Raw genomic sequence first — 13221 nt, forward strand, 5'->3', positions numbered from 1 at the left:
CGCATCACAGATAGCAAAAAGTGGGGCGGCTGGAGCGTAGCGGAAGCCGCGGTGCTTTATGATGCCCACTCCATTTGTAACTTGCGATAAAGATGGGCCTTAACTGTAAGACCCTTATCGACAGTTTTCCGCAGTTACTTTACCGCCTCCTTTCATTTGCTGTGGGCTATGCGCCTTTCGAGCTTCCCTATGCTTGTAGCATCAAACGGTGTTTTATAAAGCTCATTTACTTGCCACAAACCACTTTTTACGATTTTTTCTTTTGGCGAACTATTGCCAAGCCAATCATTTGACGGTTTACATTCATCACACCTTGAGATTGTAGCGATTAGTTTTGATTCAATATCCAGCCGCTCTTCCTTGTTTTTTACTTCAAAGGTAGCGAACGAGAAATTGCCCTGGATGTACTGGCTAACCTGGTTTTCAATATTCTTTTGGTAATCAAAATCGATCAGCGAAGAGTATTTATCTTTTGCCTTTTTTGTGACGAGATTACGCTCCCAGTATTTTAAAAAAGGATCATTGTGCTGGCTAAGTAAAGCCCTGCCAATATTCTTTCTGAAAATACTTCGATCTTTATTCTCGTTAAGGAAATGTTCCTCCAATCTTAAACGAAGTCGACTCTCTCCCGTGTGCGTACCTATTCTCACAATTCTTTCCTTCTGGTGCCCATACTCGCCTTTTTGAAACAAAACATAGATGCCATTCAATGGAATATTTGATGCCTCAAAGGGAAATTTATGCCTCTCAAGTTCATTGGCAAGTCTATGAACTGAAGAACATTCACTACTCATGTAACCAACCCCTTGAGCCTTTGTAGCTGCTCTCCAATACGCAGACCCTCAAGTGGTATTTGTGCATTCTTGATATGCGGCAACAAATACTTCCTATATTTATCTCCGGCTAGAAACGTAAACTCCGTTTCATTAATAGAGCAAACTTGCTTTATTTGATCAAGTACTCTACTTGCCCATTGTTTGATTTCATTTGAACGCATATTGTTCAGAGTTTGCTCATACGGCTCAATTTCCTGACCTAAAGGCAACAACCCATACTTTGCGGAAAGAATAAAGATTTTATCGGGTTCCAGTTTTTTTGCGTATTTCAGATTGAGTTTAAAGAGTGTACTGATGTACAGGTCCTTTGCCTTCGCACTGCGCGAAAGTTTTTTACTTACACATGAAATTAGAACTATCCGTTTTGGCATAACTTTTCTTTTGTGTGTCCGCTGAATGCTTTTGTTAGATTTATTTTCGAGTAATGCCCTCAATAGAACTCACAGGTCCCATCGCAGATATTTGTACTCTGAGTTCGTTCTTTAGGATGAAGCCACCGTTTTCTTCACTTGTTTTCAACAACTCCCAACGCACAAAATCAGTTCTAAGTTTCTCTTTTGCAGTTTGGATTGCCTGAGCCAGTGCCTCATCAAAACTTCCATTTTGAGAAACACCTTAAAACCTCTCTAAATTTCTTCTCCGTAATTCGGGAACGATTGTAATACTTGTTTTTCCTTTTCATAACTAGTACTTTAAGCAATTTTTAGTTGCTTAACTAGTCAAGACCCTTGGTATTTATGTATAAGCAGGTGTTGGATATGAAGCCACCCTGGGTAACCGATGTGGTTCGTGCCAAGCCTAAGAAAAATATCCCTGTGGTATTAACGCGTGCTGAGGTGGTACGGGTGTTGTCGCATCTAAAAGGGCGTTATTATTTAATGGGACAACTGCTTTATGGCGCGGGGCTGCGGTTAATGGAGGTGGTGCGGTTGCGCGTTAAGGATATTGATTTTGGTTATAAATCGATTATTGTGCGTGATGGCAAGGGCAATAAAGATCGAGTAGTGATGTTGCCTGGTAAATTGATTAAACCTTTACAAAGCGTTTTAAAAGAGCGCAAGCAGGTGTTTGATCAAGATTTAGCGAATGGTGTAGGCAGTGTTTATCTGCCTAATGCCCTGGCTAAAAAATATCCCAATGCTCAGAATGAGTGGATTTGGCAATTTGTATTTGCCTCACCGAATCTGTCAGCAGACCCGCGTACCGGTGTTGTGCGCCGTCATCATATTTATGATCAATCTATTCAAAGAATGATTAAGCAGGCAACGCGTGATGGGCGCATTAGCAAAAAAGTCAGCCCGCATACTTTACGGCATTCTTTTGCTACGCATTTATTAGAAACCGGTTATGATATTCGCACTATTCAAGAATTACTTGGGCATAAACATGTTGAGACTACGATGATTTACACGCATGTATTAAAACAAGGTGGGCAAGGGGTGCAAAGTCCATTAGATGTCTTATGAGTTATATGGGATGGATTTAGTTATGCTTCCCGGCTTGAGGCGGAAATACGGGACACCTACAAAATATTGACTCATGTCAGGCGACCGATAAGCCGGATGTTTCGTGGATGTCCTGTGGACTATGCGCCTTTCGATCTTTCCCATGTGGTCAAGCAGGTTCAACTGCTGTTCCCATTAGAGCAATGACTGAGATTTTCGACAATGTCTGTAGAGTACATTAAGCAGGCGCTTAATACGGTGAAGCATCCGGTTTCGTCATCGCTAAGCCTGCCCCCCGCTTGTTACCATGATGAGGAGTGGTGGCGCCATGAGACCGTCTGTTTGTTCGGCAATGGCTGGTTCTGTATTGGGCGCGCTGATCAGTGGCAGGCACCCGGGGATTTCGAAGCGATCAATGTGGCCAATATTCCGGTCGTGATCATCATGGGCAAAGACCATAAATTACGCGCCATGTCCAATACATGTTTGCATCGCTCGAGTCAGATCATGTCTGGCAGTGGAAATTGTCGCGCCATGGTATGCCCATTCCATGGCTGGAGCTACGATGCCACAGGCCAGCTGATTGCTGCGCCGAGGATGGAAACGGCAGAATGCTTTTCGGAAAATGAACATCAATTAAAACCGTTTAATGTGGCGCTCCAGGATGGTTTCGTATTCTTGAGTTTGCAAGATAATCCAGAGCCGTTGCATCAGTGGTTAGGAGATTTTTCGGACTTGCACCGCGCCTGGTCATTTAATGACTTGGCGACCAGCCGGCGGCGAAGTTTTGAGGTCGGCTGCAACTGGAAATTATTCATCGAAGTATTCAATGAATACTATCACCTGCCCCATGTACACCCGGATTCCATCAACGGGTTGTATCCAGAGCCGGACTCGGCGGATGATGTCATCGGCCAATACACCAGCCAGTTTGGTCGAACCTCGGGCAATGCGGCCTTGCTTGAGATTGCACAACAGCAGGGCCGGTCCCTGCCGGTTATAAAATCACTGGATGAGACCCAGCGAACGGGCATGCGCTATACCTGGGTTTATCCGAATATGACCTTTGCCGCGAGTTCAGACTGTTTATGGATGTATCATGTTTATCCATTGAGCGGCGCAAGCACCCGGGTAGTGCAAACCGTTTGTTTCCCCGCAGACACCGCTAAACTGAACGACTTCAATGCCAAGTCGGCCGAGTACTACAAGCGTTTTGATTTGGCCATAGACGAAGATATTCCGGCGCTGGAAAAACAACAGACTGGAATGCAGTCTCCGTACGCGGTTCAAGGGCGTTTTTCCGCGCTGGAGCCGAGCGTCGGCAACTTCGCCTGTTGGTATTCCGAAGCCACTCGTAAGTAATGCCGCCGCGTTTTTTGTCGTGCAGCGTTTTGCTCTGGTTATGATGCCCACGACATCAGGATTTACGTCATCAGGATTTACGCAATATCAGCATGAGGGCGAGCGTGGTTAAAACCGCCAGCCAAATCAAACTCCAGCCGGGCATGGAAATTCCAAACCAGGTCCAGGAAACTTCAGCGCATTCTCCTGCGCCTTTGAATACGGTTTCAAGCACTTTGCTGAACGGAAAAACCTCAAGCATATAATCAAGCCCAGGACCGCATTCGGGAACCTGATCCGCGGGCAGGCTTTGCAGCCACACGTGGCGGGCGGCAATGCCAAGACCCAGCACTCCGCAAACGCTGGCTAGAAATCCGTATAGCTTGCGGCCAACGTTGGTTGGGTTGTGTAAAAAACTTGCCAGAAACACAACCCCCATGCTGGTAAATGCGACGCGCTGGAAAATACATAACGGGCAAGGGTCTAAACCTTCGATATATTGAAAATAAAGAGCGATGGCAATCAGCAGCGCGCAGGCGATAAACCCGATGAAAGAAAGTGATCGCGAAGAAATTGAAGGTGATGTCATAATGAATGAGGCGCTAATCGATTCTGCCTGATTGAACATGCTTCATTTCCACGCCTCGAGTGGTTATCTCTGGTTCGGGCGCGAGTGTGCTTTGTAAGAAGAACAGGGTCAAATGCTGGAAGGCTCGGTACTCGTTCCTGAAAAATATTCATGCCCGAAGTGCGCCTCGAGTGGTTATCTCTGGTTCGGGCGCGAGTGTGCTTTGTAAGAAGAACGGGGTCAAATGCTGGAAGGCTCGGTACTCGTTCCTGAAAAATATTCATGCCCGAAGTGCGCCGGTTTTGAATCGCTAAGGCGATATGCTGCGCCCGCCATCCACATTGATTACCTGTCCGGTGATATAGTTCGAATTTGCCAGTAAAAAATGGATGGTTTTGGCGATGTCTTCGGGTTCGCCGGCGCGCTTTAACGGGGTTTTTGAAATCATTCTTTGATGGGAAATTTCGTCGGTGTCGTTTTCAGGCCAAAGAATAGCGCCCGGGGCTATGGCATTGACTCGTATTTCAGGCCCCAGCTCATTGGCCAGGGATTTGGTTAACGATACCAGTCCGGCTTTTGATGCCGAATATATTGCGTAGTCTAAAAGGGGACGCTGCGCGTAGATGTCGGTAATGTTAATTATGCAACCATTTTGTTTCTTTAAATAGGGCGCTACCGCCTGTGAAAGAAAGTACGGGGCTTTGAGATTGGTATCCATGATGGTTTGCCATTGGCTTTCCTTGGACGAGGCAATCGGGGTGGGGAAAAATGCCGATGCATTGTTAACCAATGCATCGAGTTGGCCGAGCGCATTAACCGCTTCGCGGATGAGATATTTTACTTTGGCAATATCTCCAAGGTTTCCCTGGATCAATCTCACCGAATCAGGTCGTATTTCGCAAAGCTCCGACCGAATTTGCTCGGCATCAACCGCACTATTGTTAAAATGAATAATGATACGCATGTCATGTTGGTGTAAATACCTGGCCGTGCAAGCGCCAATCCGGCGGCAGCCACCGGTTATTAACACAACTTTATTTTCAAGGTGATTCATATTAAATGCATTTATAGAGTGCTATGACTGAAAAAAAGATAACCGAAAAATGATAGCATGGCTGGTCGAATTTTACCGAGTTAATCTCGGCTTTGGCATCCTCGGCAATTGCTCCTGCATTGCTCTAATAAACTACGTCCATGTAGCGATGCGTCTCTCTACCTCCTGCATCCATGCAGTCGCCGGTTTTTCATTGTCGAATACGAAATTGCTATTTTAAGCGGATAACTAAACATCGTCATCGGTATGATAAGCCCGCCAAACAAAATTCAACCAAACAAAATTCAAACTGAGCGCTCCGCTGCACTTTCAAATGTTATCAGAGAATGTATTGAGCAGAATGACGGATGGATAAGTTTTGAACAATTCATGGGGTTGGCGTTGTATGCGCCGGGTTTAGGATACTATAGCGCGCGGTCGGAAAAAATTGGGGCGGACGGCGACTTCATTACTGCGCCATTGCTAGGTAAGCAATTTGCAGGATGCCTGGCCAGACAATGCAATGAAATTATTAAAAATTTGGCGGCGGATCAACTGACTACGATTACTGAATTCGGTGCTGGCACTGGCCAGTTTGCGCTGGATTTCTTGATTCATCTGGATTCGCTGGGTCGGCTTCCGGACCGGTATCTAATTATTGAAACCAGTGCTGATTTAAAACAACGGCAAAAACAATTAATTGAAACCAGCGGCACCGAATATCTCGATATTATTAAATGGGCTCACGCGATTCCCGAAACCGGGATTAGCGGCGTTATTATCGCCAATGAGTTGCTCGATGCATTGCCGGTCATGCGATTTCAAATTGATGGCAGCGGACAGGCAAAAGAACTTGGGGTGTCGATAATCGACGACCGGTTCGATTGGAAAGTTTCAACCCATTCAATCCCTGAAGTGTTGCAACAACGATTAAGCCAATATTCGCTGCCTCCAGGCTACCAGAGCGAAATTGGCAGGCAGGCCGAGGGCTGGGTTCGAACGATCGGTGAAAAGCTGATTTCAGGGGTTATGATTTTGATTGACTATGGTTTCCCTCAGGCGGAGTTCTATCACTGGGATAGAGACCAGGGCACGTTAATGTGTCACTACCAACACATCGCCCATGACAATCCGTTTTATTTTCCGGGCATCCAGGATATTACCTCTCATGTGGATTTTAGTGCTATTACCGCCGCCGGGCATGATGCGGACCTGCAAGTAATGGGTTATTGTGGTCAGGGCGGATTTTTGCTGTCGCTGGGGTTGCTGGAGAATTTTGAGGCCATACAAAATAATGCAACACAAAATAACACAGCGGCCAACCCGCATTCGATTTCGCGATCACATACGCTGGCACAGGAAATAAAAAAACTAACCCTGCCTCACCAGATGGGTGAGTTATTCAAGGTTATCGCATTGGCAAAGAATTATCCCGGCCAACTAAGCGGTTTTACCATGCAGAATCATAGCGGTCGGTTGTAATGGAGTGGACTCAGGCGTTGTGGCTGTCGGCTATCCAGGGCCTCACCGAATTTTTGCCGATATCCAGTTCAGGGCATCTCGCATTAGCGCCGGCGTTATTCAATTGGCCCGATCAGGGGCTGGCATTTGATGTTGCGGTGCATGTGGGGACATTGATTGCAGTTTTAATCTATTTTCACAAGGACATTGGTTTGATTATTGGCGACTGGATTGGTTCGCTGACCGGCGGGCCGGTCACTATTTACAGTAAGTTGGCGTGGTCCATCGCCTTTGCCACGGTACTCGTTGGCATCGCCGGTATTTTGCTCGAACATATTGTCAGTACGGTGCTGAGAAATCCGTTGTCCATTGCCGGCGCCACCATCGCCTTTGGGATTATTCTGGGGTTGACCGACAAATTTGGGGCAAAGCAACGGCGCATCGAATCAATCTCATGGAAAGATGTGTTGGTCATCGGCGGCGCGCAAGTGTTGGCGTTGATACCGGGCACATCGCGCTCGGGGATAACGATTTCCGCGGGCTTAATGATGGGATTGACCCGCGAGGCAGCAGCGCGATTTTCATTTTTGATGGCTATACCGGTAATTACCCTGGCCGGCATTTGGCTGGGAAAAGGGTTGGTTGCTCAGGTGCAACCGGTGCAATGGTCAATTTTGGTTTTTGCAACCGCGGTATCCGCCATTGTTGCGATACTTTGCATTCATTATTTTTTACGCTATTTACAGCGATTCAGTTTGTTGCCCTTTATGATTTACCGATTAATTCTGGGCGTGATTTTGCTTGTGGTCTTCCTGTAAAATCCGGATTCAAATTTGTACTGCTCCAATTTGGTGAAATGATTTGATGTACTCCGCACCCCTAATATTTTTGATGCCACGTTCTAAGAATTTATAAACAAGGTGAAAAAGACCGCCCAACAATTCAGGCAATGGCCAAACAAAGCGATTACCCTGCTGGGAATGTCCGGGGTGGGCAAGACAACGTTATCCACCAGGTTGCCGCGCGAGTCCTGGTTCCATTATTCCGGAGATTATCGAATAGGCACCAAATACCTTGACGAGCCAATTTTGGATGACATTAAAACCAGAGTCATGGAAAATCAATCGATTAAAGAGTTGCTGCGCAGCGATTCAATATATATCCGCAATAATATAACCATCGATCATCTGCATCCACTGTCATGCTTTTTGAGCAAGATCGGAAATCCTGATCTCGGCGGGTTAAATGTGGACGAATTCAAGCGTCGCCAAAACTTGTTTTTCGCTGCAGAAATTAACGCCATGGCGGATGTTCGTGAGTTCATGGAAAAAGCCCGGAAAATTTATAGTTATCCGCATTTCATCAATGATGCCGGGGGCAGTATATGTTACCTGACTGACCAGGAATGTTGGAACAACCTGAATGAATTGACCGTGGTTTTATATTTGCGTGCCAGCGATGATATGGAGAAAACATTGGTTGAGCGCGCCGGGAAAAACCCCAAGCCTTTGTTTTATGAAGAAAATTTTTTGGATCAACATTTGGCCAGATACCTGGAAGAAAACAATTTAAAATCGACAGATGAAATGGTGCCGGATGAATTCGTGCAATGGGTTTTCCCCAAATTGATTAACTATCGCAAACCCCGGTACGAACGCCTGGCAGAAAAATATGGTCATACCATAGAGGCGGAAAAGATTTTTAAATTGCCGGAAGATGCGGACATTATCGATTTGGTTTGCGAAAGCATGTCATAGCAGCCTGGATATTACCCGCCCTGATCATCTACCCTGCCCGCCTGCTCTTATGCCACTGGTTGCCGATACAGATTTGCCCAATTTCGAACGACTTCGACAAGAGGGCCAGGAAGTTCTGGCTCTTGGTCGAGCGCAGAAACAGGATATCAGGGAATTGCATATTGGATTGTTAAATATGATGCCGGATGCCGCGTTGCAGGCTACCGAACGGCAATTTTTGCGACTGGTGGGTTCTTGTAATCGAATAGCGCAGTTTTATGTGCATCCGTTCACCTTCGCGGAAATCCCGCGGCTGCCAGACACGCAGGCGCATATTGACAAGTACTACAGTCGCTTCGAAGATCTCAAAGAACAGGGCTTGGATGCGCTTATCCTGTCTGGCGCAAATCCTGCAAATAGCGATATCACCACCGAGCCCTTTTGGCAGCCATTGGCAAAAGTGGTGGATTGGGCCAAGGATAATGTTTGCTCGGTGATGTGTTCGTGCCTGGCAACGCATGCCATCGTGCAACAGCTTTGGGGAGTCGAACGGTATCCGCTGCCACAGAAGCGTTGGGGGGTGTATTCAAATAGAGTAACCGACCAATATCATCCATTGACGGTAAATATCGATAGCCGGTTTTATGCCCCGCACTCCCATGTTCATGAAGTTAACGCACAACAGTTTCGTGAAGCAGGCCTCATCGTTTTGGCGGAAAGCACGGAGTCGGGGCTACACCTTGGCGTGAGCCCCGACGGCCTTCGGTTTGTATTTTTCCAGGGTCATCCAGAATACGATGCGGTTAGTTTGCTGAAGGAGTACAAACGGGAAGTCATGCGATTTATTGAAGGCGTTCGTTCCAACTATCCGCCCTATCCAGAAAACTATTTTTTTGGTGAAGCCCGTGAGGTTCTGGATTCTTTCGAGAAAGAGATAGCCGCGTGTTCCGGAAACTTCGATAATCTACGCCCATTTCCTGATCAGGAGTTATCAAAAACCATCGATATCACCTGGTCTGATACTGGCAAGGCAATGGTCAATAACTGGCTAGGGCTGGTTTACCAGGTTGCCAACAAAGACCGAGGAAAAGTATTCATGGACGGGGTCGATCCTGCAGACCCACTTGGATTGGTTTCGGGCAGAAGACAGGCCGACAAAAAGATGTGCCAGGAATAATCGGCGCCTCTTAATCGGAATGTGATGCGGTTCGCACAAGCACGTTGACACCCTTGTCAACGCCTTCTACTGCGTTCGGCCCGGTCGCCGATTATGACATCCTGCCAGTTATGATGAACGCTGTTGTTTATTTCCTTGTCCATCTCCTTGATTTTGGCAACAGTCTCGTGCAAACCACACCCATTCCTTACGGCAATCAGGCGTTAACCCGCCAAAACTCGACTGCCCACTTGACTACCCACTCGTTTGATTCTGGTTAGAATCAGTTGTGGTCACTATTTTTGCTCGGAGGGTTGTCCCGCATTTCCTGGCTAATTTTAGAAACACCGCCATTGAGGGTTGCGTATTTCTTTACATCTTCCAGAGTCTTTACACCAATTCCGCGAACTTCAAGTAGATCTTCAAAACTTTTAAATCCACCATTTTGTTGACGAAGTTTGATGATATCCGTCGCCTTGCCGGGACCAATTCCAGGGATGTACTCCAGCGTTTCGGCATCCGCCAGGTTAAGATTCACTTTTTCAGCCGCGCCGGCAATGGAAAACACTCCAATCGCCATTACCATTACCGCATACTGAAAAAACCGCATAAAAAACCTGATGCCACTTTGCCCAGTGCGGGCCCTTTGTCTAATTGTTTGCATAATCAATTCTCCTTGATTGTCTTGTTAATAAATGGCCCGTTGCAAAACCAAATAACGTGTTTTCACGCAGGGCAAACAGAATTTATCCAATTCAAATATTAAAAGATGTGATATAAGTCACAAATAGGCGGTTTTTTGCCAATGAGAACACGTTGAGCATTGCCTCAGGACAAATGAGGTTTTGAGAGGTATTCACGAGAACTCATCTCAGTCAGACGGCTGGCGGTGCGTTTAAATGGCTCAGCCAGTCTTTTCCCGGTATATATATTTTCTGGCGGATGAGCGGAAGATACGATCAAGTTGACGTTACGGTCATACAACTCATCAACCAATTCCACGAATCTTCTGGCCGCATCATCGCGCGTGGCATCTAATCGCGGAATGTTGGAAAGCAGGATGGTATGGCACTGCTTGGCGATTTCGATGTAATCAGATTTGGATCGATTGGTCTGGCACAAGGATTGGAATTCGAGCCAGACAACCCCGGAACCGGCGGCCACAATCGCGATGTCCCTGCCAAGAATCGTCATTACTTTTACGCTGTTTACATTGGCCGGCACGCTCTCATCGACCGTGCCTGCCAATTGATTGAAGCATTTGGCCAGTTCCGAATCCGCCTGTTGCCCCGGCGGTATATGAAAAATGGCATGCCCCTGCAAATACGCCATGCGATAGTCGTTGCCGCTATCGACATGTATCGCAACGGTATGCTTTTTGAGCAGGGCAATAGCCGGCAAGAACCGAGGCCGTTGGAAACCATCCCGGTAAAGATTATTTATCTCGGTATTCGATGTCGTTACTAACACCACGCCTTGTCTGAAAAAGTGATCAAGCAATCCAGACAAAATCATGGCATCGGTGATATCCGTTACAGAAAATTCATCAAGGCACAGGACTTTTATCCTGGACGCGAAACTTGCTGCGACCATGCCGAGAGGATCCTGGCGGTCTGTGATTTGATTTTTCCGGTCGTGGACCGATTGCATGAAACGATGGAAATGAATGCGTTGGCTTAATCCTTCTGGCAAAGATTGATAGAACATATCCATAAGTATCGTCTTGCCGGTTCCAACGCCGCCCCAGAAGTAATAGCCCTGGACCGGCTCTTTGGTCGGTTTGAATAGGCGTTGAAACCAGTTTCCTTTGTCTTGATTCGAGACCAGTTTATGGAACAGCGCATCAAGATGCCTGATTGCATTGAGTTGCGCCGAATCAGGGTTCAATTCTCCCTGTTCAATGCTGCGTTGATAAATTGTCAAGGGTGTACTTCGCATCATATGATTTTAAAGGAACGAGCACGAGCATGAATTCAAGAGCAAACTTAAACATAACCTATACTCGATGCCATGCTCTGCTATGCCCGATCAAAGATTTAGACCGAGGTGCAAGAATTTATAAACGAGGTGTACTTCGCATCATATGATTTTAAAGGAACGAGCACGAGCATGAATTCAAGAGCAAACTTAAACATAACCTATACTTGATGCCACGTTCTGCTATGCCCGATCAAAGATTTAGACCGAGGTTCAAGAATAACTAAACGAGGCAATTTTGAGTGGTCACCGGATCTTCCAACAATATTCTGTGTTACCCATTAAATCAGGTTTATGATTCAGTATCAAACTGCTTGCAGTTTATGCGGGTAAAGCGATAGATTGTCAACACGATGGATGTACGAGCTAGTACTCGCCCGCTCATGATGGAGCAGGATTCGAACGATGGTGGTATTATCAACCAATCACTCAAACTGCCTGATTTTGTCTCATAATGTGGTGAACTCGGACAGATAGTTGACCTTATGACCAACAACGAGTAGTCTGTGCGCCCGATTTCTCATTACAAACCAACAAAGAGTCTGCCATGCGAGTAGCTATTCTAGGTGGTCCCGGTTCCGGTAAAGGCACCCAAGCAAAGATATTAGCGGAGCGATACCGCGTTCCCCAGATATCAACCGGTGATCTATTAAGGGAAGCATTAAAAAATAACGAAATCCTGAATGAGGAAACCAAACGGGCTATGGCGGAAGGGCGGCTTGTGGACGATCAGGTTGTGCTCAAATTGCTGGAGGAAAGACTGCGAAAAAGAGACACCAAGCGTGGCTTTATTATCGACGGCTATCCGCGAAACATTCCCCAGGCCCAGGCTTTAGATACATTGTTGGGCATGTTGGATAAGACTTTGCAAATTGCGATCAACATCGACGTTGATGACAATGCCTTGGTTAAAAGGATTGTTGGCAGGATGGGCTGTGATCATTGTGGCGCGATATACAATAAATACTTTTCGCCACCGAACGTTAAAAACAAATGCGATCGATGTGGCGGCGTGCTGGCATCCCGTGTTGACGACACCGCAAAAACCGCACGAGTGCGCATTGGTGTCTACCACGAAGAAACCATGCCACTAATCACCTATTACCGCGCCCAGCACAAATTGCGTACCATGCCGGGCTTGGGAGAAGTCGACGAAATCCATCAAAAATTGTGCGATGTTGTTGATCTGGAAATCCGCCCTCTGGAGATTAAAACATTGGAGACCGCGGCCGATACAAACGATGAAATGGATTCAACGATTATTGCCGGGGGTCAAATAAACCGGGTCGAGTTGGATACTACGGCAAACAAAGCATCGCCAAAAAAGAGAAAATCAACCCGTGCCACAATAAAAGGTGCCGCAACAAAGCGCGCCGCAACACAGGCAGGCAAAAAAACCGTCAGGAAAAAAGTAGCCGGGAAAACACGTCCTGAAAAGAAGGTAGCGGCGAAAAAATCAAAGGTTGCCAAAAAAACAACGCAGAAAAAGAAAGCGGCGAGCAAGTCAATGAGCAAGGCGGTAACAAGGAAAAAACCGATAAGCAAAAAGGTAACTCGAAAACCAGCAAAGAAAAAAGCCCCTGCTAACTCGGTTGCGAGCAGGTCTAAAAAGGCGGCGAAAAAGAAGGTCGCCAGGAAGCCCAGATAGCGGATTGCCTTAATCGGATA

General features: G+C 46.6%; 13 protein-coding genes. 7 read left to right on the forward strand and 6 right to left on the reverse strand.

From position 1 onward, the window contains the following. Positions 1-152 precede the first annotated feature (152 nt). Positions 153-794, reverse strand: a complete 642-nt coding sequence (locus ACPXXB_RS01065) for a hypothetical protein (RefSeq protein WP_423908427.1) — start codon at positions 792-794, stop codon at positions 153-155. Further along, complete coding sequence (locus tag ACPXXB_RS01070) at positions 791-1207, reverse strand: DUF6884 domain-containing protein (protein ID WP_423908429.1); 417 nt, start codon at positions 1205-1207, stop codon at positions 791-793. Before ACPXXB_RS01070 ends, ACPXXB_RS01065 begins: the two co-directional genes overlap by 4 nt. Before the next feature lie 366 nt (positions 1208-1573). On the opposite strand from ACPXXB_RS01070, the gene ACPXXB_RS01075 reads away from it, so the two are divergent. Together ACPXXB_RS01075 and ACPXXB_RS01080 are read left to right on the forward strand one after the other, a co-directional pair. Next, positions 1574-2302, forward strand: coding sequence for an integron integrase (locus ACPXXB_RS01075; protein WP_423908430.1), 729 nt, complete (start codon positions 1574-1576; stop codon positions 2300-2302). Between the two features lie 201 nt (positions 2303-2503). Further along, positions 2504-3643: an aromatic ring-hydroxylating oxygenase subunit alpha gene (locus ACPXXB_RS01080; protein WP_423908432.1), complete on the forward strand. Its 1140-nt coding sequence runs from the start codon at positions 2504-2506 to the stop codon at positions 3641-3643. 70 nt (positions 3644-3713) lie between these two features. On the opposite strand, the gene ACPXXB_RS01085 is transcribed toward ACPXXB_RS01080, so the two are convergent. Both ACPXXB_RS01085 and ACPXXB_RS01090 read right to left on the reverse strand, forming a co-directional pair. Continuing rightward, the gene (locus ACPXXB_RS01085; RefSeq protein ID WP_423908433.1) at positions 3714-4211 is read right to left on the reverse strand and encodes a disulfide bond formation protein B; all 498 of its coding nucleotides are present in this window, start codon (positions 4209-4211) and stop codon (positions 3714-3716) included. A 289-nt stretch (positions 4212-4500) separates the two neighbouring features. Continuing rightward, a complete protein-coding gene (locus ACPXXB_RS01090) occupies positions 4501-5244 on the reverse strand; it encodes a pteridine reductase (protein ID WP_423908435.1) in 744 nt (247 codons plus the stop codon). Positions 5245-5490: 246 nt separating this feature from the next. On the opposite strand from ACPXXB_RS01090, the gene ACPXXB_RS01095 reads away from it, so the two are divergent. From ACPXXB_RS01095 to metA, 4 genes are all read left to right on the forward strand, one after another. Next, a complete protein-coding gene (locus ACPXXB_RS01095; protein ID WP_423908437.1) occupies positions 5491-6705 on the forward strand; it encodes a class I SAM-dependent methyltransferase in 1215 nt (404 codons plus the stop codon). Further along, positions 6705-7502: an undecaprenyl-diphosphate phosphatase gene (locus ACPXXB_RS01100; RefSeq protein WP_423908439.1), complete on the forward strand. Its 798-nt coding sequence runs from the start codon at positions 6705-6707 to the stop codon at positions 7500-7502. Before ACPXXB_RS01095 ends, ACPXXB_RS01100 begins: the two co-directional genes overlap by 1 nt. Positions 7503-7604: 102 nt before the next feature. After that, entirely contained in the window at positions 7605-8441 is an 837-nt protein-coding gene (locus ACPXXB_RS01105) for an ATPase (RefSeq protein ID WP_423908441.1), read from the forward strand. Positions 8442-8490: 49 nt separating this feature from the next. After that, complete coding sequence (gene metA, locus ACPXXB_RS01110; RefSeq protein WP_423908443.1) at positions 8491-9597, forward strand: homoserine O-succinyltransferase MetA; 1107 nt, start codon at positions 8491-8493, stop codon at positions 9595-9597. A gap of 262 nt (positions 9598-9859) precedes the next feature. Here the strand turns inward: metA and ACPXXB_RS01115 are convergent, their stop codons facing one another. Together ACPXXB_RS01115 and zapE are read right to left on the reverse strand one after the other, a co-directional pair. Beyond that, positions 9860-10240: a ComEA family DNA-binding protein gene (locus ACPXXB_RS01115; protein ID WP_423908444.1), complete on the reverse strand. Its 381-nt coding sequence runs from the start codon at positions 10238-10240 to the stop codon at positions 9860-9862. 164 nt (positions 10241-10404) lie between these two features. Next, positions 10405-11517 carry a cell division protein ZapE gene (zapE, locus tag ACPXXB_RS01120; RefSeq protein WP_423908446.1) on the reverse strand — a complete coding sequence of 371 codons (1113 nt, stop codon included), beginning with the start codon at positions 11515-11517 and terminating at the stop codon, positions 10405-10407. 583 nt (positions 11518-12100) lie between these two features. On the opposite strand from zapE, the gene ACPXXB_RS01125 reads away from it, so the two are divergent. Beyond that, positions 12101-13201, forward strand: a complete 1101-nt coding sequence (locus tag ACPXXB_RS01125) for an adenylate kinase (RefSeq protein WP_423908448.1) — start codon at positions 12101-12103, stop codon at positions 13199-13201. Positions 13202-13221: the final 20 nt, after the last annotated feature.

The sequence above is a fragment of the Candidatus Spongiihabitans sp. genome, from assembly GCF_965237845.1.
Taxonomy (GTDB): Bacteria; Pseudomonadota; Gammaproteobacteria; order Arenicellales; family Poriferihabitantaceae; genus Spongiihabitans.

Coding starts and splice junctions, on each gene's coding strand:
- ACPXXB_RS01065 (WP_423908427.1), bottom strand. CDS start 794: ATGAGTAGTGAATGTTCTTCAGTTCATAGACTTGCCAATGAACTTGAG.
- ACPXXB_RS01070 (WP_423908429.1), bottom strand. CDS start 1,207: ATGCCAAAACGGATAGTTCTAATTTCATGTGTAAGTAAAAAACTTTCG.
- ACPXXB_RS01075 (WP_423908430.1), top strand. CDS start 1,574: ATGTATAAGCAGGTGTTGGATATGAAGCCACCCTGGGTAACCGATGTG.
- ACPXXB_RS01080 (WP_423908432.1), top strand. CDS start 2,504: ATGTCTGTAGAGTACATTAAGCAGGCGCTTAATACGGTGAAGCATCCG.
- ACPXXB_RS01085 (WP_423908433.1), bottom strand. CDS start 4,211: ATGACATCACCTTCAATTTCTTCGCGATCACTTTCTTTCATCGGGTTT.
- ACPXXB_RS01090 (WP_423908435.1), bottom strand. CDS start 5,244: ATGAATCACCTTGAAAATAAAGTTGTGTTAATAACCGGTGGCTGCCGC.
- ACPXXB_RS01095 (WP_423908437.1), top strand. CDS start 5,491: ATGATAAGCCCGCCAAACAAAATTCAACCAAACAAAATTCAAACTGAG.
- ACPXXB_RS01100 (WP_423908439.1), top strand. CDS start 6,705: ATGGAGTGGACTCAGGCGTTGTGGCTGTCGGCTATCCAGGGCCTCACC.
- metA (WP_423908443.1), top strand. CDS start 8,491: ATGCCACTGGTTGCCGATACAGATTTGCCCAATTTCGAACGACTTCGA.
- ACPXXB_RS01115 (WP_423908444.1), bottom strand. CDS start 10,240: ATGCAAACAATTAGACAAAGGGCCCGCACTGGGCAAAGTGGCATCAGG.
- zapE (WP_423908446.1), bottom strand. CDS start 11,517: ATGATGCGAAGTACACCCTTGACAATTTATCAACGCAGCATTGAACAG.
- ACPXXB_RS01125 (WP_423908448.1), top strand. CDS start 12,101: ATGCGAGTAGCTATTCTAGGTGGTCCCGGTTCCGGTAAAGGCACCCAA.